The organism is Domibacillus mangrovi, from assembly GCF_001906925.1.
Classification (GTDB): Bacteria; Bacillota; Bacilli; order Bacillales; family Domibacillaceae; genus Domibacillus; species Domibacillus mangrovi.
Genome location: NZ_MRWQ01000003.1, coordinates 1 through 25083, shown reverse-complemented (window position 1 = coordinate 25083; position 25083 = coordinate 1). Strand labels below are relative to the sequence as shown.

The following is a 25083-nucleotide window of genomic DNA, read 5'->3' as shown; positions in this document are numbered from 1 at the left end:
TTATCAAATAAAATGAAAAAAACCGGCTTTTTACACCGGCTTCTCTCCACGTTTTGTTGTTATGATAAGTGGTTAGTAAGTTTGCTGTTAAAGTCGGCAACGATGCGTCTGCTTGTAACATATTCTTCTTCACGCTGCTGCTCGACGTCAATTCTCACTTCATGCTTCTGACTGTACACCGCGTAGCCTACGCCGTGGGATGCATGCATTGCTTTTTCCATGCCTTCTGTGTACTTCATCTTCAGTGAGTTACTAATAGGGAATCAATCCTTTTCGTTTTTTTGGGAGGCATGCTCCGCTCATTTATGAGCAAAAAGTGATCCTAGCTTAGAGTCATTTCACTCCGTACCAAATGTTCCTCCAGTATTTATATTAGCAGGATGCAGGTACGACATGCAAAAGCCGTGAGCCCGGCTCAGTCTCTCTCACAAGTTGTGAGACCCGGCATACTCTTCTATATTTACCCATTCGTAAAATATAAACCACATCCTCCCGAATTCACAATTTTTTGAAAATTTAGCATAAAAAAAACGTCTGACTCATAGCCAGACGTTTCTATCACTTTATCCCGCATTAACGGGCAGTAAGATCCCTAAGAAGGATAAGCGGAGGATGAACTGCCCGTAAAAGCCCGATTGGTTCGGGCTAGGCAGAGCCTGGTCACTCAGGTATTGCCGCAGGACGCGGCGTTCTTTACCTGAGTTCCTGTTTATTCAGTAGGGGATGACGCCCCCCATTGAATGAAGTTTCACTTTATTTATTGACCGGTACGAATGCCCCGCCCCACTCTTCCAACATAAAGTCTTGAATTTCCTTAGAGTGAAGAACATCAACAAGTGCTTTAATTTTTTCTTTATCTTCATCGCCGGAACGTACAGCGATAATATTTACATATGGTGAGTCTGTTCCTTCAAGAGCAATTGCATCTTCGAGTGGATTTAAGCCAGCGTCTACCGCATAGTTTGAATTAATCATGACGGCATCACCTTCATCATTATTGTAAATTTGCGGAAGTAGAGCAGGCTCATAATCATAATCGAATTTCAAATTCTTTTTGTTTTCAGCAATATCATCCAGTGTCGCTGATTCTTTCACCACACCGTCTTTCAATGTAATTAACCCTTCTTCTTCAAAAAGAGCTAAAAGACGGCCATGATCGGCAACAGATGAACTTAAAATAACTTTCGCACCTTCTGGAAGTTCTTTTAAACTTTTGTATTTTTTCGAATAAACACCGATAGGTTCAACATGAATACCGCCAGCGTTTACGAAGTCATAGCCCTGTTCTTTTTTTTGAGCTTCAAGGTAAGGAACATGTTGGAAGTAATTCGCATCCACTTCCCCTTCATCTAACACTTTATTCGGCAGAACATAGTCTTGAAATGTTTTTACTTCAAGTGTATATCCTTTTTCCTTTAATGCCGCTTTTGCCTCTTCTAAAATAGCTGTATGAGGTACCGGACTTGCCGCTACAACAATTGTTTTGTCCTCTTCTGATGAACCAGAATCTGCTTTTTCTTTATCTGTTGATTCTTCCCCGCTTCCGCACGCTGCTAAAGCGAGCACGATTGTGGCTGTTAAAAAACCGATAAGCCATTTTTTCATCCTGTCATTCCTCCTAAAAGTAGTTGATCTTATCGTTTATCCAGTTTTCGTGTGAACGTGTCCCCGATAAACTGAATGATAAACACAATAATGAGTATAACGATTGTCGCCATCAGTGTCACATCATTACGGCTGCGCTGAAATCCGTCTAAAAAGGCTAGATTTCCTAGTCCCCCTGCCCCAATGACACCCGCCATCGCTGTGTAACTGACAAGGGCAATGGCTGTAACGGTGAGTCCTGAAACGAGTGCTGGCAACGATTCCGGGATGAGCACTTTTCGAATAATCGTGCTTGTGGATGCGCCCATTGCTCTTGCCGCTTCAATAACACCTTTATCAATTTCACGCAGTGCAATTTCAACCATGCGTGCATAAAACGGGGCCGCTCCGATAATCAGTGCCGGCAACGCCGCATTTTCACCGATAATCGTGCCGATAATCGCTTTCGTAAACGGAATAAGCAGGACAATTAAAATGATAAATGGAATGGAGCGGAAGACATTGACAATAACGGCCGTGATGCCATAGACCGCTTTATTTTCCCACAGCTGTCCTTTCGATGTTAAAAAGAGCAATAATCCGAGCAAAAGGCCAAGAATGAATGTGATGACGACGGAAATGCTCGTCATATAAAGCGTCTGAAGGGTCGCTTCCCACATTTTTCCCCAGTCTACATTTGGAAACCATTGTTCAATCATATGTAATAACCTCCGAATCTACTTGCTGCGCATCTAAAAACGCTACTGCTTTGTCGACTTCAGAAGCATTACCGGTTACATGAACGAACAATGTGCCATATGCGCCATTTTGCGTCTGTGAAATTTTCCCTTGCAAAATGTTGACCGCCACCTCAAAGCGTCGAATAATGTCTGTAATTACCGGCTGCTCAGCTGATACACCGACGAACGTCAATTTAACAATTTTCCCTTCAGGGTGTGCTTCTACTAAATGCCGGATTGTTTCTTTCGACTCTTCCGGCTCCGTCACCTGCTGGACAAATCGTTTTGTAATGGGCTGTTCCGGACGGCGGAATACGTCAAGTACTGGGCCCATTTCCACGATCTTACCCGCTTCCATCACCGCAACACGATGACAAATTTTGCGTATGACGTGCATTTCATGCGTAATGAGCACGATCGTCAGTCCGAGGCGCTCATTAATATCAACGAGCAATTCTAAAATGGAATCCGTCGTCTGCGGGTCAAGTGCTGATGTTGCTTCATCACATAATAATACTTTCGGGTTATTTGCGAGTGCCCGAGCGATGCCGACACGCTGCTTTTGACCGCCTGACAGCTGCGCAGGATAAGAGTCTCCGCGTCCATCAAGACCGACAAGCTCGATCAATTCATTCACGCGTTTGTCTCGTTCCGCTTTCGATACTCCCGCAATTTCAAGCGGAAAGGCAATATTGTCGCGCACTGTACGAGACCAAAGTAAATTGAAGTGTTGAAAAATCATACCGATTTCTTGGCGTGCTTTCCGTAGTTCGACGCCTTTAATTTCGGAGACCGTCCGCCCTGCAACGGTTACAGATCCTTCTGTTGGTGTCTCAAGGCCGTTCAACATGCGAATGAGCGTACTTTTACCTGCACCGCTGTAGCCGATCATACCGAAAATCTCGCCTTCTAAAATGGAAAGATCTATATCATCAACGGCCGTAACTGGGCCATTTTTCGTTTGAAATATTTTCTTTGCCTGTTCAATTAAAATCATGATGTTAACTCCTTTTCACAAAAAAAGCCTGTCTGCAGATAAGAACAGAAAGGCAGTACGTAAAGTTCCCTTTCTCTCATCTCTCAAAGCACATTGCTTTGCGTGATTTGGCACCTTTTCTAAAAAAGATGGTTGCCGGGCTTCATCGGGCACATCCCTCAGCCTCTCTTGATAAGAGTTACTATAAATATGAATGGATTTTATCACCGGAATGGCGTCTATGTCAACGGAAAATTTGTATAATTTTTACAAAATTTATCAAATTTAAAAATGAGAAATCATTTCTTCATATATATAAGGAACCGACTGAAAAGCGTAAACTTTCTTTTTAAGCTTTCCCTCTGATATTAAAAGCAAACAAGGGACGCTTTCAACCCCAAACTCACGGGCAAGGTCTTCATGATAATTTAAATTAACCCGCTCCAGCGGCAAATCGATATTCATCGCTTCAACCACATCGAGCATTTTGCCGGCAACCTGGCATGTGCCACACATCGGCGTATATACATATAAAGCCGCTTTCGGACCGGCTAAAAAATCGTCAATTGACTGTGTTGTTTCCATTATTAAGGTCATCCTTCTTTCTGTAAAAATTCCCCTCGCACATCAATATTCGCTGCCATTAAAATAGACGCAAGGTAGCGGTGAGGGGCAGCAGCGACTTCTTTATATTTGCGGTCAATATAGAGATGACGAGCATGGGGCAGCTCACGTTTAAACTGGCGGCGCAGCTTATCACCTGATGCATCTGCATCGACTAAAATGTACACATCCTGCTCGAACAATTCCTCTACAAGTTCATCTAGACGCGATATGCTAATCGTCCCATTCGTACAAATGATGTCTACCGGTTCTTTCACAATTTCAGCCACTCGCTTACGATCCGATAATCCTTCGACGATAATTGTTTTTTCCAAAATCATCACCATCACCCCACTGCACATTGTTAACTCTATTTTCACTCGTTTCCGAGAAAAAAGCAAAGTAAAAAAAGACCGGCATTGGGCCGGCCTGTCAATTAATCTTCTTTTACTCTTTCTTCGTACTGCTCTGCTGTCATTAATTTATCAATTTGTGACGCATCAGACGGCTCAACTAAAATCATCCATGCTTTATCGTAAGCAGATTCATTCACGAACTCAGGGCTGTCTTCAAGCTCTTCGTTGATTTCAATCACTTTTCCGCTGATCGGTGCATATAACTCTGACACGGTTTTAACAGATTCTACGCTTCCGAACGGCTCGTCAGCTTTAATTTCATCACCAACAGCTGGCAGCTCAACAAATACGATATCACCTAGTTCCGATTGCGCAAAATCAGTAATCCCGATGCGCACGTTCCCTTCTTCTTGTTTTACCCATTCATGTTCCTCAGAATAACGCAGCTCTTTAGGTACATTCATTTGTTTATCCCTCCCGATTAAAAGAATTATACTCTACACTTTACTCATTCATCAGGCAGAATGCAAGAGAGCATCACGTCCACTTCGTATTGTATTCCTCTTCTTTAAAGCCAACCGTTACCGCTTCATCGCCAATCGCGAGCGGACGCTTGATCAGCATGCCATCTGATGCAAGAATAGCAAGCAATTCGTCATCAGATGCAGTGGCTACTTGATCCTTTAACCCAAACTCACGATATTTTTGCCCGCTTGTATTGAAAAATTTCTTCAGCGGCAGTCCGCTTTTTTCATATGCCTGTTTCAATTCTTCTTTTGAAGGAGGGGCTTCGACAATATGAATCGCGTCATACGTAACACCTTTCTCATCAAGCCACTTTTTCGCATTGCGGCACGTTCCACATTTCGGATACCAATAAAATTTCATTCTTTTCACCTCATCAATATTAAATTTCGACAGCATTTGCAGATATCCTTCTTTCTAAACATTCAATTGACATTCTATAAAAATCGGCGTAATTTATATATATTCAAATAATCAAATATATAAATATAAAAAGGATGATTTATATGCGGCAATGGTTTTTTACCGGTAGATATAAACCGTACTCCCTGCAAGCATTTCAAAAAGATCTTTTATCTGGACTCGTTGTCGGGATTATTGCGATTCCTTTAGGGATGGCGTTTGCCATTGCGTCCGGTGTGAAGCCTGAATACGGCATTTATACGACGATCATCGCCGGCATCCTTATTTCGTTATTTGGCGGTTCACGCTTTCAAATTGGTGGACCGACTGGGGCATTTATCCCTATTTTATTCAGCATCGTCATGACATACGGGTTTGAAAATTTATTAATTGCTGGTTTCCTAGCTGGGATTCTTTTAGTCTTGATGGGCCTCTTTAAATTAGGTTCGCTCATTACCTTTATCCCGCGTCCGGTTACCATCGGTTTTACGTCTGGAATTGCCGTTATAATCTTTACCGGGCAAATTCCGAATTTTCTCGGTTTGACAGGTGTAGAAAAACATGAAGCATTTATTGATAATATGATAGAGGTCGTTTTAAATATTCATACTGTGAACGGATACAGCGTCCTAACAGCGGTCATTTGTTTACTAACCGTTATGTATACACCAACGTTATCTCCAAAAATACCGGGACCACTTATCGCTCTTGTTTTTTCCACCTTGATGGCCATTTGTTTATATCCAGGTGAAGTGGCCACCATTGGTTCGACATATGGCACCATTTCTGGTGCACTCCCGCGGTTTCATATGCCCGAGATTACGTTTGAAAAGGTGCAGCAGATGATTCAACCTGCTTTTGTTATTGCGATCCTTGGCGCCATTGAATCGCTTTTATCGGCTGTTGTGGCAGATGGGATGACCAATAGCAAACATAATAGCAATAGGGAATTAGTTGGACAGGGCATTGCCAACATCGTAACACCTTTGTTCGGCGGCATTCCGGCGACAGGCGCCATTGCGAGAACAGCAACCAATATTAAAAATGGCGCTGTTTCACCCGTGTCCGGTATTGTACATGGACTCGTTGTGTTGATCATTTTATTGCTTTTTGCGCCATACGCATCCAAAATTCCATTAGCCAGCATGGCGCCTATTTTAATGATCGTCGCCTGGAATATGAGTGAGCGGCATATTTTTATTCATTTAGTAAAGACGAAAACAACCGATTCACTCGTATTAGTCGTCACGTTTTTATTAACTGTCTTTATGGATTTAACCGTTGCGGTGGAAGTCGGCCTCATACTGGCTGTCATGATCTTTACGAAACGAATGAGTGATACGATGGTGGCAGAAAAAGCATTGCCTAATCCTCTCGACAAACGTGAGAAAGTGGCCAGCCATGTCGTGAGCGATTCGCATGACTGCCCGCAAATTAGTATATACAATATCGAAGGGCCGCTTTTCTTTGGGGCAGCGCAAACGTTTCAGCAATCAATTATGAAGACCGTTAACTATCAACCAGAGGTGCTGCTGCTTCGAATGGGGAAAGTGCCTTTTATGGATACGACCGGAGAATCCTATTTGTCTAGTATTGTCAAAAGCTTTTCAAAGCATGGAATCGTTTTCATATCCGGATTAAATCCTCAGCCTGAAAGCGTATTAAAGAAAACAGGCTTATACGAATCGATTGGCAACGATCATTTTTTCGCTCATACAGGTGACGCGATCAACGCCGCTCTGTTACATTTAAATAAAGATACATGTCTTGGCTGCCGACATTTTGCCTTTAGAGAATGTGAAGCCTTTTCTAAGGGACAACAACCTATTTGTGAAAAGGAGGAAATACCGATTGAATCTTAATATGCAACAATTTAAAGCGGACTTTTTTAAAGCGCTTGCTCATCCACTGCGCATTAAAATTCTTGAACTGCTGGCTGAAGGTGAGAAAAGCGTCAATGAACTTCAAAGCCTTGCTGGCAGTGAAGGTTCCGCTGTTTCTCAACAATTAACCATTTTACGTGGAAAAAACATTGTGACGGGCACAAAAGATGGAAACCGGGTCATTTATTCGCTTCGTGACCCAATGATTGTTGAACTGCTGTCTGTGGCGAAGCAAATCTTTAACAATCATCTTGTTGATACGATTTCAATGCTTGATCAGATGAAAGAATGAAAAGACAGCCGGGAGATGATACTCCGGCTGTCTTTTCTCCTGTTAGACGACATATTTCAATGCATTGTTTAGTTTATCTGCCGCTTCCCTTTTTTTAGCGATGACGTTAACTGGTGTATGGCGGCATAGTTTACGCAAAGCTGACAGCATAATACGCAAGCTGTCGCCAGACTCCACCGCAACAAGTGTTTCTTTCGCATGCGCTTCGACTTCATTAAATGCTTCCTGGCAAAAAATTTGTGTGTATAAGACTTTCTGGCTGCTTTTCTCTTCACCAAATTTTTCAATCGCTTTTTCTGTACGAAGAACGGTCGATTCCATTGTGTATACGAAGTTCACGAGATCAGCGATGTTGACGAGCACTTCTTGTTCAGCTTCGAGCGTTTTGCCATATGTTTGAACGGCTAATCCTGCCGCAAGAAGCGCTATTTTTTTTGCATTTTTCACGAGCATTTTTTCCTGTGCAAGTACCACGTTGCCCGGCTCTTCCGGCATAAGCATCATCAACTCATCTTGCAGAGCCCGTGCTTTTTCAAACAATGGAAGCTCGCCTTTGAGTGCTTTTTTTACAAATGTACCCGGTACAAGCAAGCGGTTAATTTCATTAGTTCCCTCAAAAATACGGTTAATGCGTGAATCGCGGTACATTCTTGAAATTTCATATTCGTCCATGAAACCATAACCGCCATGAATTTGGACGCCTTCATCGACAACGTAATCGAGCACTTCCGTTCCAAAAAATTTACAAAGTGAACACTCAATCGCATATTCGGCAACCGACGATGCAACCTTCTTACCATCTTTTCGTTCCTCTTCAGACAATGCACTCATTCGTTCTTCAAAGTAGCCGACCGTGCGATAAATGGCACTTTCTGCTGCATATACTTTTGAAGACATCGTACCAAATTTTTCTTTCATCAAATTAAAATGCGCAATCTTCGTTTTAAACTGTTGGCGTTCATTGGCGTATTTCAAAGAGATATCGAGCGCCCGCTTTGCACTCCCAACCGTGCCAGCGCCTAATTTATAACGGCCGATGTTCAAAATATTAAACGCAATCACATGACCTCGGCCTGCTTCGCCCAGCAAATTGTTCACCGGCACCTGTGCGTCGGACAAAATGAGTGTCCTCGTCGATGAACTTTTAATGCCCATTTTTTCTTCTTCTGCACCAGTAGATACACCCGGATAGCCTTTTTCTACAATAAACGCTGAAAATTGTTCTGAATCGATTTTCGCGTACACGATGAACACGTCCGCAAAGGCTGAATTCGTGATCCACTGTTTTTCCCCGTTTAACACGTAATGTGTTCCCGCTTCATTCAAGCGTGCGGTCGTTTTCGCGCCAAGCGCATCTGAACCGGAACCAGGCTCCGTCAATGCATACGCCGCGAATCGTTTCCCCATCGCCAGGTCCGGCAAATACGCCTGCCTCTGTTCTTCATTTCCGAATAACACAATCGGTAATGTGCCAATGCCAACGTGCGCCCCATGTGAAAGGGAAAAGCCGCCGGCGACCGCCATTTTTTCACCAATAAGCGCAGAACTGACTTTATCCAGATTCAATCCGCCATATTCTTCCGGCACATCTGCAGCAAGCAGTCCAAGTTCACCCGCTTCTTGCAATAGTTTCACCGATCGGTCAAATTCATGCTTCTCCAGATAGGACAATTGCGGCAAAACGCTGCCTGATACATAGTCTTCTGTTGTTTTTGCAATCATTTTCTGTTCTTCTGAAAAATCTTCCGGTGTAAATATCGAGTGATACGCCACTTCTTCTATCAAAAAGGAACCGCCTCTTGCTGCCATGATTCATTCCCCCTTTGTTACATCATTTCAAAGACACCAGCGGCTCCCATTCCGCCGCCAATACACATTGTCACGACTCCGAACTGCTTGTTGCGCCGTTTCAATTCATGAAGAAGCGATAACGTCAATTTGGTCCCTGTACAGCCAAGCGGGTGACCGAGTGCGATCGCCCCCCCGTTTACGTTGACAATGTCTTCATTCAGCCCGAGCTCGCGGATCACTTGGATCGACTGTGATGCAAAGGCTTCATTTAGCTCAAACAAATCAATATGTGATAATTCAAGCCCTGCCAGTTTCAACGCTTTTGGCACGGCGACGACCGGGCCAACGCCCATCACTTCTGGCGGCACTCCTCCGACCGCAAAGGAGCGCAGCTTGGCAATTGGCTTCAATCCGAGCGATGCTGCTTTTTCTTGCTCCATTACGAGGACCGCTGCGGCACCGTCTGACGTTTGCGATGCATTGCCTGCTGTCACGGTTCCACTCAAAGAAAAGGCCGGGCGTAATTTCGCCAATATATCGACCGTCGTTCCTTGTCGCACCCCTTCATCCATCGAAAACGAGACCTGTTCTTCTATCAATTTGTGATCTGCACTGACTTGTCTGAATGTTACATCCACCGGCACAATTTCATCCACAAATTTCCCCTCTAAAATTGCACGTGCTGCCCGTTCATGACTGCGTACCGCAAACGCGTCCTGATCTTCGCGTGAAATGTTATATTTTTTCGCCACTTCTTCCGCCGTATGTCCCATCGACATGTAATAGCCTGGCATCCTTTCTACAATGCGTACGTTCGGACGAACAACGTGGCCCATCATGGGCACTAAACTCATCGATTCCGCTCCCCCAGCGATAATCGTATCTGCGTACCCAATCATAATCCGTTCTGCCGCATACGCAATGGACTGCAAACCCGATGAGCAGTACCGATTAATCGTAACAGCCGGCACGTCATATGAAAGTCCAGCGAGAGCACCGATGTTTCGTGCCATGTTCATCCCTTGCTCTGCTTCCGGCATCGCACATCCGATAATGAGATCATCAATGTTCCCTTCATATTTTCCTGCTCGGTTCAGCGTTTCTTTTACGACAAGTGCCCCCAGATCATCCGGACGTGTGTAACGGAGTGTTCCCTTTTTCGCTCGGCCGACAGGTGTACGCGCACCAGCGACAATGACCGCTTCCTTCATTTCTGTTCCCCCCTTTAATTCCGAAGTGGTTTCCCTTTCATAAGCATATGCTGCATGCGCTGCTGCGTTTTCGGCATGGCGACAAGCTGTAAAAATGCTTCCCGCTCCAAATCAAGCAAATACTGTTCATCCACTTCTGTTCCAAACGGTACATTGCCCCCTGCAATGACCCAGGCAAGCTTTTTCGCAATCGTCAAATCATGATCGGAAATAAATCCAGAAGCGTACATGGACTGGGCGCCGAGCAATAACGCCGCATAACCTGTTTCACCCGTGACCGGTACTTTTTTGCGGATCGGTGCTGTATAGCCTTTTTCATATAAAGAGATCGCTGTCTGTTTAGCATCATATAAAAGATGATCGCCATTTATGCTAATGCCATCTGCCTGGTACAAAAAGTTATGTTCACGTGCTTCTAATGCGGACGTGGACACTTTCGCCATCGCAATCGTTTCAAATACGTTGTTCGCAACCGCCTGTAAATCAACTGTTACACCTGTTGGCATTTGTTCAAGGTGACGAATGTACAGCTCTTTATTGCCGCCCCCACCTGGAATAAGACCGACACCCGTTTCCACGAGTCCCATATACGTTTCCATCGATGCTTGAATATGCGCGGCTGGCAAACATACTTCTGTCCCGCCGCCAAGCGTCATCGCAAACGGTGCGGCGACGACTGGTTTTGTGCTGTATTTGATTTTCATCATCGCCTGCTGGAATCGTTTAACGACCATGTCAATTTCCCATAGGTCCTCATCGCCCGCAGCCATTAAAATCATTGCGAGATTCGCACCGACACAAAAATTTTTCCCCTGGTTGCCGATGACAAGCCCTTTAAAATGTTTCTCCACTTCCTCAACAGCCGCATTGATCATGTGTATGATGTCTAGGCCAATTGCATTATTTGGTGATGTGAATTCTAAAAGCGCTACACCGTCACCGATATCCATTAAGTTCGCCCCGCTGTTTTGCTTCATGATGTTTCCTTCTTTTTTCAACTGTTTTAAATCGATCACTTTTACTTGTCTGTCAATCGGTTTATATGATTTTGCTGCAGGATCGTAATACTGACCATTTTGATAAAAATGGCCTGGCATGTCTTTTACCCATTCTGGAATAATTCGTCCTTCTGATTCCATTTTTTGAAGGGCTTCTTGGACACCAAGTTGATCCCATATTTCAAATGGACCTTCATTCCAGCCAAATCCCCATTTCATCGCCCGGTCAATCGACACAATATCATCCGCAATTTCACCGGTTAACTCAGCAGAATAGAGAAGCATTGGGGCGAGCATCTTCCAAATAAACTGGCCGGCTTCGTCATTTGCATAAGCAAGCGTTTTCCATCTTGCTGATCCTTTTTGTTGTTTCGCTCTCTCCATTGAATCCGCTTTCATTTTTTTTCGTTCTATATAGTTCATTGAATTTGGATCTAATTCGAGAATCGTCTGTCCATCCTTTTTAAAAAAGCCCTGCCCCGCTTTCGCACCGATCCAGCCTTTGTCACGCATTTGGAGGAGCACATCCGGTACGTCAAAGACCGCTTTTTCTTCCCCATCTACTTGGTCATATACATTTTTCGCCACGTGAATGAATGTATCCAGTCCGACGACATCCAGCGTCCGGAATGTGGCGCTTTTCGGACGGCCGATGAGTGGTCCTGTGATCGAATCAACTTCACCCGGGGACAACTTCATTTCGGTCATCATGTGCATCGTGTGAAGCAATCCGTACGTGCCGATCCGATTGGCGATAAAGTTCGGTGTATCTTTCGCAAGTACGACACCTTTTCCAAGAACATCTTCACTGAACGTTTTCATATAATCAACGACTTCTCGTAACGTATGTGACGTTGGAATCAGTTCAAGCAGCTTCAAATAGCGCGGTGGATTGAAAAAGTGCGTGCCGAGAAAATGCTTTTTGAAATCATCGCTCCGGCCTTCTTTCATCGCTTCAACGGAAATGCCTGAAGTGTTGGAAGAAATGATACTGCCTGGCTTTCGATAACTGTCTACTGCTTCAAACACTGTCTTCTTAACGTCCAAATTTTCTACAACCACTTCAATAATCCAGTCTGCTTCCGCTAAATGCGTGAGATCATCTTCTAAATTGCCGGCTGTTATAAGAGCCGCGTTCTGTTTGGACGCAAGTGGTGCAGGCTTTTGGTTCACTAATTTTTGGATGGCGCTTTCAGAAAGAACATTTCGATTTTCAGCATTTTCTGGGACAATATCAAGTAAAATAGAAGGAATACCAACGTTCGCCAAATGTGCGGCAATACCCAAACCCATCACGCCAGATCCAATAACCGCTGCTTTTTGAATGTGCTGAACCACGTTCACGTCCTCCTTTGAATGAATATTCATTCATTTATTCTTCTTCACTATACCGTACCTTTTTTAAAGTTTCAACTGTCACTTTTGAAAAAAAGAGGGTAAACTGAGTAGTAAGTTGAGAGGAGTGTGTTCGGCCATGAGAGAAAAAACGGTGCAGCTTATCGTATTAATTAGCATTGTTGCGTTCATCTATTTGGGACTCCGTTACTTTTCAAATGAATTGTCCGTCGCGTTTACATATCTTGCCGGAATCATTTCCATTTTTGTCGTATTCAATTTGCTTTTATTCGATTCACGCGGTACGAACTCAAAAGTAGCCTGGATTGCGATTGTGCTCGTTTTTCCACTCGCAGGTGCGGTTGTCTATTCCGTATTCGGACGGGATCCCCGCAATCGGCGGCTTCCTAAATCGGTTATTATAGAATCGACGAAGTTTATTACATCCATGCGGTTTCACGGAGAAAAATGGGATATATCCGCTCTCGTTCCTCAGGCAAAAAACATTCAAAATATGACCGGTTTTGAAGCACTTGCCGGCAATAAAGTCGATATTTTAACGAACGGCGATGAAACATTCCCCGCCATTTTGGAGACAATCCGCCATGCGGAACACCACATTCATATTCAATATTATATTTTCCGAGAAGATGACATTTCAACAAACGTACGTGATGCACTTGTTGAACGGGCCGAAGCGAATGTACATGTCCGCTTTTTATATGATGGACTCGGTTCATCTGGATTATCCGAATCTTTTTTGAGCCCTTTAAAAGAAGCAGGCGGTGAAGCGTATGCATTCGATCCGATCGTGTCGCCCTGGTTTACACGCACCGCTAATTTGCGTAATCACCGCAAAATGGTCATCGTCGACGGACATACCGGCTTCACTGGCGGATTAAACGTCGGCGAAGAGTATCGCAGCAACACACCGCAATTTGAAGTGTGGCGTGATACACATTTGAGAATGAAAGGCCCGGCTGTACGGCAGCTGCAAGAATCGTTTATTACCGACTGGATTCATGCGACGAGCGCGAAAACGTCGTTGCTTGATGAATTAAAAGAAGATTTTCGATTTGAAGGGTATTTCCCGTCTGAATCACACGAAGCGGATGAAATGGTCCAAACTGTATATGGCGGGCCTTATAACGCAGAACGTGACGTGCGCGATGCGATGTTGGAAATGATTCAATCCGCAGAAAAGTCCATTTGGATCGCATCTCCGTATTTCGTGCCGGACGATGAAGCACTCGCTGCTGTACGGGTCGCTGCCCGCAGCGGAAAAGACGTGCGCGTCATCGTTCCAGGCAAAGGCGACCGCGCAATTTCATTTTACGGCACGAATTCCTATTTTCAAGATTTATTAAGTGCCGGTGTCAAAGTATTTGCGTACCGTGATGATTCATTTATTCATTCAAAAGTACTGCTGATTGATGGATTGCATGCCATCGTTGGTACCGCTAACTTCGACGTTCGCAGCTTCCGACTTAATCATGAACTTATGACGTTTTTATACAACCGGACACCGGCTGTTGAAAAAGTCGAAGTGGATTTTTTAAAGGATTTTGCCGATTCCGTTCCCATCAGCCGAGAGCGGTATGAACACCGCACATTGCCAAAACGAATTGGCGAATCACTTGCCCGGCTTCTCTCACCCATTTTATGAAAATAGCCGCTTTCCAATTTGATACGGAAGCGGCTTTTCTACTTCTGATCAAAAAACCAAAAAAATAAGTGAATATACGACCAGCATCATGCCACCGACCAACCCTGTTACGATAGCCACAGTCATCATTTCAGGCGGCAGAAACGGCTTTTTCAACTCTTCTTTTTCTGATTGCACACCCACGTCTATTTCCTTTAATTGATGTGCTTCTTGCTTTAAATAATCGTCAGGCGGTGTATCGTTCAGCAGCGTGTCAATGAGTGATTTTTTTTCTTTCATCTCATGTCCATCTCCTTATCACCATTACTCCTCTAAAGAGCTCCATCACATTTTCTTTTGATTGTAAAATGACATATGCCTCTCGTCAATAACTTTGAAAATCATTTTCATTTAACTGTTGACAGATTCGCTAATGATGTTTATGATAATAAATGTAATCAATAATGATAATCATTTTCATTATTGTATTTATTTACCCCACCGATTCATTGTGTACACTTAGACGATCCGAATACCCATCCGGATCGTCCTTTTTTTGAAGCGGGCAGACAATTCTGCTCGGATACATATGATTTTTCAGGAGAAAAGAGGATGATATCAAAAAACATATGGCTAATTGAGAAAACAGAACGTCACATCATAAAAGCCTTTCCGATTTAAATACGGGAAGGCTCTCTCTACTGGGCCGCGATAAAAATGAATGTGGTATACTGAAGAAAAAAAGGTGGAGAACGATGGAGATTACAATTACGTCAGCTGCAGCTGAAAAAATACGTGCGTTACAAAATCGAGAGGATGGTTTTTTAAAATTAAAATGGGACACAGAAGGAAATGGCTGTGTGCTGAACGGTATCCCAACGCTATGGTATGTGGACGCGCCTGACGAGGATCATGATGTGTTACTTGAAACGAATGACATGCCCATTCTTGTTGAAAAACCAAAATTGGTCTTTTATGATGAAAAAGTAAAAATCGATTATTCCACAGACGCCGGTATGTTCCAGCTGAAAAGCCCTAATCAAATATTAAACGGCAGAATGGCTTTTCGGAATAAATAATAACGGGCTAGAATCCCCACTAATAAAAGTACCCTTTACACAACTAAATGGATACTGTTTGATTTTTTGTGGGAGGGCTTATATTTCCGTACCCTTTCCACTCTTATTTACTTAAATCAGGCTGACGTTTATCTTCTAGCTTTTTTTCTTTGTAGTACCTGGATACGGCATGATTAAATGCCTGATCCCTTTCCCGTAACGTCGCTCCCACTTTTCGCATCCCCTCGTTAAATGTATACCATGGGAGTCCATATTTTTCTTCAAACCAACTGACAAAACCCATTTCCTCAGTCCCATGAGTACAAACATAGTCCAAAATGGTGTCATACATTTTTTCTGCATCTCCTGCAGACAACGGTCCCGTTAACACGTTTAACGCGGCTTCGCGTCCATCCCCAACATAAAATGAGACATGCATTTCTGGAAGTGCAGCAATATGCCGGCCGTTATGTTTGATTAAAAAAAATTCGATGATTCTACTTTTATCCGTAAAAAGACCGGCAATTTTAACCCTTTTCATCTCGTATCCCTCCATTTATTGTATCTTTACTATTTAATGAACGATGCTTTCCTTATATAACCTTTTCTTACATCTGTCAATAATTAAGCGGGGGGCATAATATGGAAACCAGTGATGGTCCTAGATTGCATCGGTAATGTTTCAATCTATTCCCCATTACATGCTTTTCTATTCATCACGTTTTCTTTATTAAATAGATAGAAGAGATTGTTTTGACAGCAAAAGAAAAAGCTTCAAGTTATGAACTAGAAGCCTTCAAAATATAGGGAACTCGATGTTTATTGGATTAGATCATGCTTGAAGGCGTAAATAACGGCCTGCGTTCGATCTTGTACGTCAAGTTTTCCTAACATGTTACTGACGTGAACTTTGACTGTTTTTAACGCGATATATAACTGATCAGCGATTTCTTGATTCGTTTTCCCTTGTGCGACAAGCAGCAAAACTTCCATTTCTCGATCGGTTAAGTGATCATGCATTTGTTCCATCGGCTTTTCCCGCATTCGTGTCATGATTTTCCCTGTCACTTCTGGTTCTAGTACAGATTGTCCTTCATAAGTGGCGCGTATCGCTTTGGCAATTTCACTCGCTTTTGATGTTTTTAGCATATAACTTGTCGCACCGGCTTCAAGGGCTGGATAGACTTTTTCATCATCAAGAAAGCTTGTCACGATAATGATTTTTGCTTCAGGCCATTTGTCAATAATTTGTCTCGTTGCTTCAATTCCATCCATTTTCTCCATCACAAGATCCATTAATATGATATCTGGTTTTAAGGATAAAGCGAGTTGGACAGCCTCTCCGCCATCGTCTGCTTCAGCGATGACTTCCATATCAGGCTGTGAAGATAGATAAGCAGATACACCGATTCGGACCATTTCATGATCATCTGCAAATACTATTTTAATGATGATTCTCACCTTCTTTTTTCAGTCGTGGAATTTTGACTTCCAACCGTGTTCCTTCATTTGGTATACTGATGAGTTTACATGTTCCTCCTACTTCATAGGCACGTTCACGCATATTTTGAAGACCATACGAACCTGATCGAACATTTTCTACGTCAAATCCTTTTCCATCATCGATGACTCTTAAAATAACCGTATTATCCCGTTCAATCAGCATAACTTGAAGTGACGTTGCTTTCGCATGTCTAAGCGTATTTGACACAGACTCTTGCAAAATTCGAAATAACTGATCTTCTATTCCTTTTTCAATCGGGAATATTTCGACCTTCCAATCCACTTCCATCGGTACTTTTTCGGTCAGTTCCACTAACAGTTCTTCCATACCTTCTTGCAATGATTTTCCTTTTAGTGCGACTGGCCTTAAATGAAGCAATAACGCCCGCATTTCAAGCTGTGACTGATGAATCATCGTTTCGACCATTTGCAGCTGTCGATAAATGGGAGACTTTTCTGGAAGGCCTGTTTCATTAATGGCCGACATCATCATCGATGCAGCGAACAATTGCTGACTAACAGAATCATGTAATTCCCGCGCGAGGCGGTTCCTTTCCTGGATAACGATTTCTTGCAGACTTTTTTCCCGTTCGATGGCTCGTTCCGTCGCCAAACGCTGCGCATGTTCTGCCTGGCTTCTAAACTTCTCCTGCACTTGTTCCATCCGTTGTTGAATGTCTTTCAATTCTTTGCATCGTTCGTCATTTGTTGAATACGTTTGACCTTTCACTAGTTCATCCAGCTGTCGATCGATCCGATGCAGCCGCTGCCGCCAATACCAACCCGCGGATATCCCTATGACTATTCCTGCAATAATGGGGAGGATAAAAATGACAAATAAAAAAGAAACATCCGCTATTTTGTGTTTGAAAAGGATCGACCAATCTTTCGGTGGAAAAGCGGCTAGTGTGACACTAATCATCATAAACGAAAGGAATAGACTGAACAAAGCGGCAGTGATCATATGACGCATCATGATGCTCATATTCGTTTTACCTCGATGTCCCCGGATAGTAAAGAAGTAATGATTTTAACCCGTGGATAGGTTGAATGATAGTTTTCTGTCTGATATAGAAGGGACTGATTCATTAAATTCTCATGATGGTTTCCAAATAGATAGGCGCGGCCAAAAATAGAACTGTGATGAATGCTCACTTCTACTTCATAAGGGACGTAAATTTCGATGTTTCCAATAATGTGACGGATTGAAATAACAGCTGTATCTTCCGGAAGAACGGTGTTGCTTAGATCAATGACCCGATCTCCAAACCCTCCATGTATATTCACATCCCGCCACTGATAAGCCGTATTTTCCGTTTTCTGATCATCAAAAAGTTTATGATCAAATAACGGTTTTAGTTGAATCATCGTCTCTGCCGCCGCTTCTACCTCTCGTATACGAAACATCGGCCCAATTCGATCCGCTTCTTTTTTCGTTTTCACATAATGGACAAGAAATAAAATAATGCCAATAACAAAAAGGAAGCGTACAGCGATCATGTTCAAAATAGCGATAATTAAACTGATAAGGCCTCCCCAAAAGAAACATTTTCCCCATAAGCGACTTAATTTCTTCCAGCCAGCATACGTTACTACACTAAAAAACAAAGCGGAAAAAAGAATCCCGCCATCAAAAAAAACAATTTCAATAATAAAGAGGATCACCCCAAAAATCATGATCCAATTGAACATATTCGTCGTCAATCGCTGAAACATGGAGGAGATCCCCTTTCTATATGTAATCGAACAGACACTACATACTATGTCTGTTCAGTATAACATTTATCCCTCTTTGGATATATCGATCATCATGTAAACGTAACTGTTAAGGTATGTGTTAGTAAGCCTCAGCTTGATCATCTACTGGCCTATCTTTATCAAACTTGGCCATTTTGCTGTCAAATGTATGGTGCTCATAAGATTGATTTACGTTTCTCTCTAACCCGTCAATATATTGTTCCATTTCAGTAAATCGAGAAGATTGTTTGCCTGATCCATCTGCGATCACCTTGTTAAGCCGATAGGTCGTGCGTGCTACGTTCTCACGCCCCATCAGTTCCATTCGCCGCACGTGCATATCTTTTAACTTATGTTTCATTTCTTCATATTTTCCTTCTAATGCTTCTAACTGCTGTGCAGACTCTTCTACTAACACTTTCATTCTTTCTGTCCTTGATTGATAATCTTCATACTCTTTCATTGCAAATGTATGCAATTCCTCTTCGCCCGCTTTTTTAGCGATACTTGCTTGTTCAAGACGCTTATCCGCGAGCTCCTTTGCATGACGATATTCCCTCGCAAACTCTTCCTTCAGCCGATACTGTCGATCAATCAATGTTCTTACCTTATCCTTCTCTTGCTCACTTTGGCGCAAATAATGGTTCAATGCTGCAATTGGATTTTGTTGTTCTTTTCGGTCTAACATATGGTGAAGGTCCGCTGAAATCGATTGTTTAATACGCGTAAATAGATTCATCTAGATAGATCTCCTGTCTATTATTTATTCAGTTCCGCCCATTGCCGTTCAAAATTAGTAAACGGATCATCGTCTTCTCCTATTTTCCCTTCTAACACATGATCATTATTTCTCCACTTTGAGATCACAACATACAAGGCATAAGCAGCTACAAGACCAATAACCGCATAAATGTTGGATGCCACAACCGTACTAAGAAGCAGCAGAGCCGTAATTACCCAACCAATTTTCCCTGCAGTCGATTCACTTTTCATGAACTGCTTAAAAATGACATACAACAATAAAACGCCGACACCCAATAAAATCATGGGACCTATCATTGCTAGTAACACAATGAACGCAATCAATCCAACAACGAATAACAAACATCTTTTCACTTTCTCCACCTCCTCGGTTACCTTACATTCATCTTACCGGGGATTGAAACGTTTCGTAATGAGCTAGAGCCATATTTCAAACTAAGTCCCAAGGCGTATTCGATCATAACTTTATCTGTCTATCCAAAATATCATTCATAACTAAAAGCGGCCTGCCTCGCGCAAGCCGCTCTCCTTTACATGTGCCTCTCTACCAGCGGATGTTCTTCAATATATTTAGCACAATCTCCCGGGAATCTTCACGTATGTTCCACTCGCTGACTTCGTTTTTAATGTCATTCAACGTGCCAAATTCTCTCACGAATCCATTTAATCGGGCAATTAATGTAGAATGAGTAAATGCATCCACAGATGGATAATGAGTATTCAATAGATCAATCGCAATGGAAAACCGTTTTAAATAATACTTTTGATGGTGCGCTTCTGCCAATGCAAAACCAGAATATGGGACAACTTCTGTTTCGATCGTTTCCTTTCGCTCGTCTTCCAACTCTTTTTTCACGTTCAAAATAGCTTCTTTCTGCTGTTCATCATGATAAAACAAAATAGACATATATTGCCGCTCTTTATAATTCACTCTGTTCGTTGACGTATGATTGTTCCAAAACACATGTAAAATCTCTTCAAAAGAAAGCATTTCCGGATTAAAATCTACTTCAATGGTTTCCGTATGATCACCCATGCTCCGATACGTCGGGCTTTCTTTTGTGCCGCCTGCAAAGCCGACACGCGTCCTGATAATCCCTGGCAAATGCCCGAATCGTGCATCCGGTCCCCAAAAGCAGCCCATGCCAAATGTTGCCGTTTCTATTCTCGTTAATTGTGAGTGCCACTCCGCTTCAATGGACGAGATCGTCTTTTCGTTATGATTCATTCTACTGCTCTCTCCCTTATCTCGCTTTCTCAACAGTCATAATTATTTCAGGTTCCGCTTTTTGAACGCTCTCTCCTCTTTCCTATTCTATTATTTTCAGAAAGCTTAAACAAATTCTTAAAAATAAGAAAAAGCCGCCTTAAGAAATTTCTCTTTAAGACGGCTTTTATCCTATTCTACTCAATCAGCAAACAACGACTTATATTTTAGTCACATATATCCTCGCTATAACTAGACATATGACTGATATTACAGTTATTCCGATAATCGCTAAATAGGGAGCCGAGGCAAAGCCCCAAAATTCATTCATTTCTAGCACATAACCCACTCCTTTTTTTATTTGACCTTAAATGATTCCCGCATCCTTCATCCGATCTTCCCCAAAGCTTGTAAGTGAATATTTAAATAATACTTTATCTTTACCAAAGTGTTCACCATTATCTAACTTTTCTTCACTCGTTTCAATCAACGCTCCTGAAAATAAATCCGTTAGCGCGATCCGGACGCTGCCCATCGCATAGGCTCCCTGTAGCTCGTACTCTGTCAGAACTTGTTTGGCTATCTCATAATCCCATATACCTTTTTCCGATTTCCCCATGGTGTTATCACGTATGATTTGCAATATTTTTCCTTTAAGATGCATTTTAGGCATTTAGATCGCCTCCTCTTTCTCTCTCTTATCTGAAGGAACTGCGCGAAGGACTTCCAGATCGTCCCGCTTTTCAGTAAACATAACAAACCCGCCAGTAATAACAACCAATGCGCCTATAATGAAATTCCATTCTGGCATCGTCAGTGTGAAAATACTGATGAAAATGATTGAAAAAATCCCATACAAGTCGCCAATTGCTTGTCCTCTTCCAACACCAATCAATGGGAACGATTTGTACCATGACACATAGCAGAAACCAAACGTGATACCCGCTAAAAGCAGCCAGATTAGCGCCGCTCCCGACGTCAATGTTTGGCCAATAATCGTCAGAATAGGCACATCTCCAAATATTAGAAACAAAGGTAAAACGACTGCTATCCACCAGAAAACTTCACCTGTAAACCGAAGTGTTAAGCCGACATCCGGATCTGTAACGTCTAGCGCCCGTCCAGCGATCGCTCCTTCCACTCCCCAGCCAATTGCAGCCATTAAACCGCCTAAATAGCCTAACCAGGCACCTGAACTATTTTGTATTTCTCCCACAATACCCGGAGCAAATACGGCAAGTCCCCCGACCACAATAAGTCCGATGCCGATCGCCGCTCTCCGCGATATCTTTTCACCGTACCATCTGTTCGCTAAGATAGAGCCTACAATCGGATACATCAACCCTGCAACAGCCGCAAACACACCACCAATAAAGCCGATGGCCAAGAAGCTGCCGAAAATGGCCATCAATCCTCCGAAAATGGCAGCGATAAAGTACCATTTCGTCACTTTATTAAAATGAACAATCGTGCGACCGTAATCTTTCCACTTCCCTAACACGCCAAGCCATATAAACATAAACAGTAAAACAGCCGTGGCATTTAAACCAGATATGACAGCGGCGACTGTTAGAAACTCTTCATTTGTCGCCATAGCCATAGAACCGAAAGGGAATTCATACCAGATCGCTGATCCAGGTATATACCATGCCCCCCATAAGACGGCTGTCCATAAAGCCCACATAAACCCCCAACGTACTGTCTTTTCTCCATGTTTCTTTTTTGCAGTTGCCAATGAACTCATAAACTAATTGCCCTCCTAAATGAAATCGTTTTAATTTTTGTCGCAGGATGCGGCACTTTTTACCTAAGCTCCTCTTTGGTGAGTGAGGGACAGAGGAACACAGACGAACAACATCTGTAAGACCCACATCCTGCGGGTCTATCCTCCTGCTTATGGATGTTTCACTTTTTTCTTTTTTTGAGTTTGCTACAGTTCTTCATTGCCACTAAGCTTTACCCAATTCTAAGAATATATAAATCCTATTTCCTCCTATGGCTGCGTACAGAAAAATCCTATTCACTAAAACGTTTTCATTTAGTAACAAATCCGAATATCTTTCATAAAACTAAAAGAAAAACACTCTTTTTCTCAGCTGAATTGTTAGAAAAAGAGGTTATTCTGCAAACTGCTTATCGTGTCTTTATACTGTAGGCTGATAATCGCTCTTGGGCGCTTTTAATGCTTTTTGCATAAAAACAACTTCTTCGCCTAAAGCCGTCAAACGCTGTAACACGTCTTCATCAATGATCTCATTTTGACGATTGAAATGATCATTCTGCAGATACACAAATCCCGGTGCAACGTAAGCACGGAAATATCCTGCAATTGGATTCAATTGATTTTCAATGACTAAATAGTGCTGATACGTTCCACCTGTAGCAATAAACCCCATTACTTTATTGCGTAGATCTTTCGGATGAATTAAATCGAACAAGTTTTTCAGTGCACCTGTGATCGATCCTTGGAAAATAGGTGTACCGATAATGTAAAAGTCTGCTGAAGAAACGATATCAATCACTTTCTTCGTATCGCCCGTATATGTTGACGGATCACGCCCATCACAGAACTGAATATCATAATCTCTTAAATTAAGTAATTCGACTTCAATTTCCGGATGGTTTTGCTTTACTTCATCCAATATTTTTTGAACGACAATAAATGGTTTTATGCCTGTAATCGTTCCTGATATACCCAGTAACTTCATATCTATATATCCTCCTTATAGAAACAGCTTCTTACGATGAAAATTTGTTCAATTGAAACCTATATCGGAACCAGCATACTTCGGTTCCGATATAGAGGTCTCACCTTAAACTCCATTGGATCAATTTTTTACTCGAACCAAGGAACATCGATTAATGATTTACCAATCCATTCACGTAAAATTTCGTTAGTTGGTCCCATAACCGCACCGGCACGGCCATCACGTAAGAATTTTTCTACTTGACCTGTCAAATAACCTCTACCACCTGAAACTTGCAGCGCTTGGTTTGTTACTTGAATAACAATGTCAGCAGCATGCGTTTTTAATTGCCAAATCGGGAAAAGGCATTCCTCTAGCGGCGTACCATTTGCAATCGCTTGATCTAGACCTTCAGCTGTACGATATAGCATACTTCTTGCACTGTCGATCGTAATTTGAGCTTTTGCCAATTCATGACGAATGACTTGGTATCCAGCAACAGATTTCCCAGTATCTGCATGGACTTTCTTCTTCGCACCGTCAATCGCTGCATTAAGAGCACCTTGTGCAATTCCAGTCCAACATGCAGCCGTTCCTAATAAGAACAACGGATCAAGTGTATTATCATTGTGGAAATTCATTCCGCCTTCAGTGCCTAGACGGTTTTCCGCAGGAACATAAACGTCTCTAAACTTCATTGGACCGCTGGAATTTCCACGTAGTCCCATTGCATTGTATGGGTATTGTGTAATGCCGTCTTGATTATTATCTGTAACTAAAAACATTAACTTATCATCATTTGTACTTTCTGGATACGTAGTTGCCACGATATACCAATCGGCTTCTCCAGCGCTCGTAACAAAAGATTTATCTGCATTCAATAAATAACCATTTCCACTGCGCGGTGCTGTACTAACAACATTCCAAAAGTGACTTCCCGTTGCTGGTTCACTGAAAGCTAAAGCGCCCACTTTTCCTTTAAGCACATCAGGGATAAAACGCTTATGCTGTTCTTCATTTCCTGCTACATACATTAATTGCGTTGCTGCTGTATGCATAACCCAGCACATCGTTGCAGAAGCACAATATTGAGCAAAACTTTCAGCTAATACAGCAAAACCAGTAAGCCCTCTGCCAACACCGCCAAGCTCAGCCGGTAAAGTAGCTGCTCCAAATCCTGCTTCGGCAATTTTTGTTAAACTTTCACGAGGATAACGGCTTTCTTGATCCGAGATAGCAGCTCTTGGAAGCAGCTCATTTTTCCCAATTTCATGTGCCTTTGCTTGCAATTCTTCATATCCTGGCGGGCACGTCCACCAAGTTGGAATTTGCATAATACCTTCTGTTGCTACTTTTGCTTTATCGATTGTTGTGTTGTTAACTGTCATTATTCTCCACTCCTCAGCTGTTTTTATGAAACTAAATTCACTATATATCTATTATTATTCATAATATTCTGTAATTAATGGTTAAAAATTTAAGTTAAGAGAGTTGCTTAGTCTTCTTCTTTATCCGGGGATATGATCAAACTTCCATCTCTTCTTCCATCTCCAGCAAGGCAAAATAACTGCGTGTCGTTGCACCTGGTTCCGTATTTTCAGTAAGCATATGCAAAGCTTCTACTACTTCAATACGGCGGTATGTTTCAGTGACACGCCCGTTTACTTTCAACGATTCGCGTCTTTCCTCCAACTGATCCAATGCTTCTTTCGAAAGCTCTTCTGAAATCCGGATCGAGCCAACGACATTTTTTTCAGCTGCTTCACAACTCGTAATCTTCACATCACT

At 42.5% G+C, this 25083-nt stretch carries 27 protein-coding genes, 1 pseudogene and 1 riboswitch; of the genes and pseudogenes, 4 read left to right on the top strand and 24 right to left on the bottom strand.

Annotated elements, in window-relative coordinates:
* Window positions 1-59 precede the first annotated feature (59 nt).
* From BLL40_RS03360 to BLL40_RS03325, 8 genes are all read right to left on the bottom strand, one after another.
* Window positions 60-239: a YuzK family famiily protein gene (locus BLL40_RS03360; protein WP_073710516.1), complete on the bottom strand. Its 180-nt coding sequence runs from the start codon at window positions 237-239 to the stop codon at window positions 60-62.
* A 514-nt stretch (window positions 240-753) separates the two neighbouring features.
* Window positions 754-1605 carry a MetQ/NlpA family ABC transporter substrate-binding protein gene (locus BLL40_RS03355; RefSeq protein WP_073710515.1) on the bottom strand — a complete coding sequence of 284 codons (852 nt, stop codon included), beginning with the start codon at window positions 1603-1605 and terminating at the stop codon, window positions 754-756.
* Window positions 1606-1634: 29 nt separating this feature from the next.
* Window positions 1635-2303 (bottom strand): methionine ABC transporter permease, encoded by a 669-nt coding sequence (locus tag BLL40_RS03350; protein WP_073710514.1) that lies wholly within the window; start codon window positions 2301-2303, stop codon window positions 1635-1637.
* Complete coding sequence (locus tag BLL40_RS03345; RefSeq protein ID WP_073710513.1) at window positions 2296-3321, bottom strand: methionine ABC transporter ATP-binding protein; 1026 nt, start codon at window positions 3319-3321, stop codon at window positions 2296-2298. The genes BLL40_RS03350 and BLL40_RS03345 overlap by 8 nt, the downstream gene beginning before the upstream one ends.
* Before the next feature lie 73 nt (window positions 3322-3394).
* A riboswitch (SAM riboswitch) is annotated at window positions 3395-3499 on the bottom strand.
* 86 nt (window positions 3500-3585) lie between these two features.
* Window positions 3586-3885, bottom strand: coding sequence for a thioredoxin family protein (locus BLL40_RS03340; RefSeq protein ID WP_073710512.1), 300 nt, complete (start codon window positions 3883-3885; stop codon window positions 3586-3588).
* Between the two features lie 8 nt (window positions 3886-3893).
* Entirely contained in the window at window positions 3894-4244 is a 351-nt protein-coding gene (locus tag BLL40_RS03335; protein WP_173799886.1) for a toprim domain-containing protein, read from the bottom strand.
* Window positions 4245-4339: 95 nt separating this feature from the next.
* Window positions 4340-4723, bottom strand: a complete 384-nt coding sequence (gene gcvH / locus BLL40_RS03330; RefSeq protein WP_073710511.1) for a glycine cleavage system protein GcvH — start codon at window positions 4721-4723, stop codon at window positions 4340-4342.
* Window positions 4724-4796: 73 nt separating this feature from the next.
* Window positions 4797-5147 (bottom strand): arsenate reductase family protein, encoded by a 351-nt coding sequence (locus tag BLL40_RS03325; protein ID WP_073710551.1) that lies wholly within the window; start codon window positions 5145-5147, stop codon window positions 4797-4799.
* Window positions 5148-5290: 143 nt separating this feature from the next.
* On the opposite strand from BLL40_RS03325, the gene BLL40_RS03320 reads away from it, so the two are divergent.
* Together BLL40_RS03320 and BLL40_RS03315 are read left to right on the top strand one after the other, a co-directional pair.
* Complete coding sequence (locus BLL40_RS03320) at window positions 5291-7048, top strand: SulP family inorganic anion transporter (RefSeq protein WP_073710510.1); 1758 nt, start codon at window positions 5291-5293, stop codon at window positions 7046-7048.
* The gene (locus BLL40_RS03315) at window positions 7038-7361 is read left to right on the top strand and encodes an ArsR/SmtB family transcription factor (RefSeq protein ID WP_073710509.1); all 324 of its coding nucleotides are present in this window, start codon (window positions 7038-7040) and stop codon (window positions 7359-7361) included. Before BLL40_RS03320 ends, BLL40_RS03315 begins: the two co-directional genes overlap by 11 nt.
* A 42-nt stretch (window positions 7362-7403) precedes the next feature.
* Here BLL40_RS03315 and BLL40_RS03310 read toward each other — a convergent pair whose 3' ends face one another.
* The 3 genes from BLL40_RS03310 to BLL40_RS03300 are packed head-to-tail and all read right to left on the bottom strand — an operon-like array spanning window position 7404 to window position 12699.
* Window positions 7404-9170 carry an acyl-CoA dehydrogenase family protein gene (locus BLL40_RS03310; RefSeq protein WP_073710508.1) on the bottom strand — a complete coding sequence of 589 codons (1767 nt, stop codon included), beginning with the start codon at window positions 9168-9170 and terminating at the stop codon, window positions 7404-7406.
* 17 nt (window positions 9171-9187) lie between these two features.
* Complete coding sequence (locus tag BLL40_RS03305; RefSeq protein WP_073710507.1) at window positions 9188-10363, bottom strand: acetyl-CoA C-acetyltransferase; 1176 nt, start codon at window positions 10361-10363, stop codon at window positions 9188-9190.
* Between the two features lie 14 nt (window positions 10364-10377).
* Window positions 10378-12699: a 3-hydroxyacyl-CoA dehydrogenase/enoyl-CoA hydratase family protein gene (locus BLL40_RS03300; RefSeq protein ID WP_073710506.1), complete on the bottom strand. Its 2322-nt coding sequence runs from the start codon at window positions 12697-12699 to the stop codon at window positions 10378-10380.
* Between the two features lie 136 nt (window positions 12700-12835).
* On the opposite strand from BLL40_RS03300, the gene cls reads away from it, so the two are divergent.
* On the top strand, window positions 12836-14362 hold the full coding sequence (gene cls, locus BLL40_RS03295; protein ID WP_073710505.1) for a cardiolipin synthase: 1527 nt from the start codon (window positions 12836-12838) through the stop codon (window positions 14360-14362).
* A gap of 48 nt (window positions 14363-14410) precedes the next feature.
* On the opposite strand, the gene BLL40_RS03290 is transcribed toward cls, so the two are convergent.
* A complete protein-coding gene (locus BLL40_RS03290) occupies window positions 14411-14641 on the bottom strand; it encodes a hypothetical protein (RefSeq protein ID WP_073710504.1) in 231 nt (76 codons plus the stop codon).
* 455 nt (window positions 14642-15096) lie between these two features.
* Between BLL40_RS03290 and BLL40_RS03285 the strand changes: the two genes are divergently transcribed.
* Window positions 15097-15420 carry an iron-sulfur cluster biosynthesis family protein gene (locus BLL40_RS03285; protein ID WP_073710503.1) on the top strand — a complete coding sequence of 108 codons (324 nt, stop codon included), beginning with the start codon at window positions 15097-15099 and terminating at the stop codon, window positions 15418-15420.
* Between the two features lie 103 nt (window positions 15421-15523).
* Here the strand turns inward: BLL40_RS03285 and BLL40_RS03280 are convergent, their stop codons facing one another.
* The 12 genes and pseudogenes from BLL40_RS03280 to BLL40_RS03225 form a co-directional block, all read right to left on the bottom strand.
* Window positions 15524-15940 (bottom strand): hypothetical protein, encoded by a 417-nt coding sequence (locus BLL40_RS03280; protein WP_073710502.1) that lies wholly within the window; start codon window positions 15938-15940, stop codon window positions 15524-15526.
* A gap of 278 nt (window positions 15941-16218) precedes the next feature.
* Entirely contained in the window at window positions 16219-16851 is a 633-nt protein-coding gene (locus BLL40_RS03275; protein ID WP_073710550.1) for a response regulator transcription factor, read from the bottom strand.
* The gene (locus BLL40_RS03270) at window positions 16844-17887 is read right to left on the bottom strand and encodes a sensor histidine kinase (RefSeq protein ID WP_073710501.1); all 1044 of its coding nucleotides are present in this window, start codon (window positions 17885-17887) and stop codon (window positions 16844-16846) included. The genes BLL40_RS03275 and BLL40_RS03270 overlap by 8 nt, the downstream gene beginning before the upstream one ends.
* Window positions 17884-18618 (bottom strand): cell wall-active antibiotics response protein LiaF, encoded by a 735-nt coding sequence (gene liaF, locus BLL40_RS03265; protein ID WP_073710500.1) that lies wholly within the window; start codon window positions 18616-18618, stop codon window positions 17884-17886. Before liaF ends, BLL40_RS03270 begins: the two co-directional genes overlap by 4 nt.
* Window positions 18619-18739: 121 nt before the next feature.
* Window positions 18740-19378, bottom strand: coding sequence for a PspA/IM30 family protein (locus tag BLL40_RS03260; protein WP_073710499.1), 639 nt, complete (start codon window positions 19376-19378; stop codon window positions 18740-18742).
* A gap of 20 nt (window positions 19379-19398) precedes the next feature.
* Window positions 19399-19755, bottom strand: coding sequence for a lmo0954 family membrane protein (locus BLL40_RS03255; RefSeq protein WP_073710498.1), 357 nt, complete (start codon window positions 19753-19755; stop codon window positions 19399-19401).
* Window positions 19756-19945: 190 nt separating this feature from the next.
* Window positions 19946-20629 (bottom strand): peptide-methionine (S)-S-oxide reductase MsrA, encoded by a 684-nt coding sequence (gene msrA / locus BLL40_RS03250; RefSeq protein WP_073710497.1) that lies wholly within the window; start codon window positions 20627-20629, stop codon window positions 19946-19948.
* 346 nt (window positions 20630-20975) lie between these two features.
* Window positions 20976-21281 carry a hypothetical protein gene (locus BLL40_RS03245; RefSeq protein ID WP_073710496.1) on the bottom strand — a complete coding sequence of 102 codons (306 nt, stop codon included), beginning with the start codon at window positions 21279-21281 and terminating at the stop codon, window positions 20976-20978.
* A complete protein-coding gene (locus tag BLL40_RS03240; protein ID WP_073710495.1) occupies window positions 21282-22352 on the bottom strand; it encodes a DMT family transporter in 1071 nt (356 codons plus the stop codon).
* A gap of 400 nt (window positions 22353-22752) precedes the next feature.
* The gene (locus BLL40_RS03235; RefSeq protein ID WP_073710494.1) at window positions 22753-23316 is read right to left on the bottom strand and encodes an NADPH-dependent FMN reductase; all 564 of its coding nucleotides are present in this window, start codon (window positions 23314-23316) and stop codon (window positions 22753-22755) included.
* A 128-nt stretch (window positions 23317-23444) separates the two neighbouring features.
* Window positions 23445-24683 (bottom strand): acyl-CoA dehydrogenase family protein, encoded by a 1239-nt coding sequence (locus BLL40_RS03230; RefSeq protein ID WP_073710493.1) that lies wholly within the window; start codon window positions 24681-24683, stop codon window positions 23445-23447.
* A 136-nt stretch (window positions 24684-24819) separates the two neighbouring features.
* Window positions 24820-25083 (bottom strand): annotated as a pseudogene (locus BLL40_RS03225) (hypothetical protein); the annotation flags it as partial.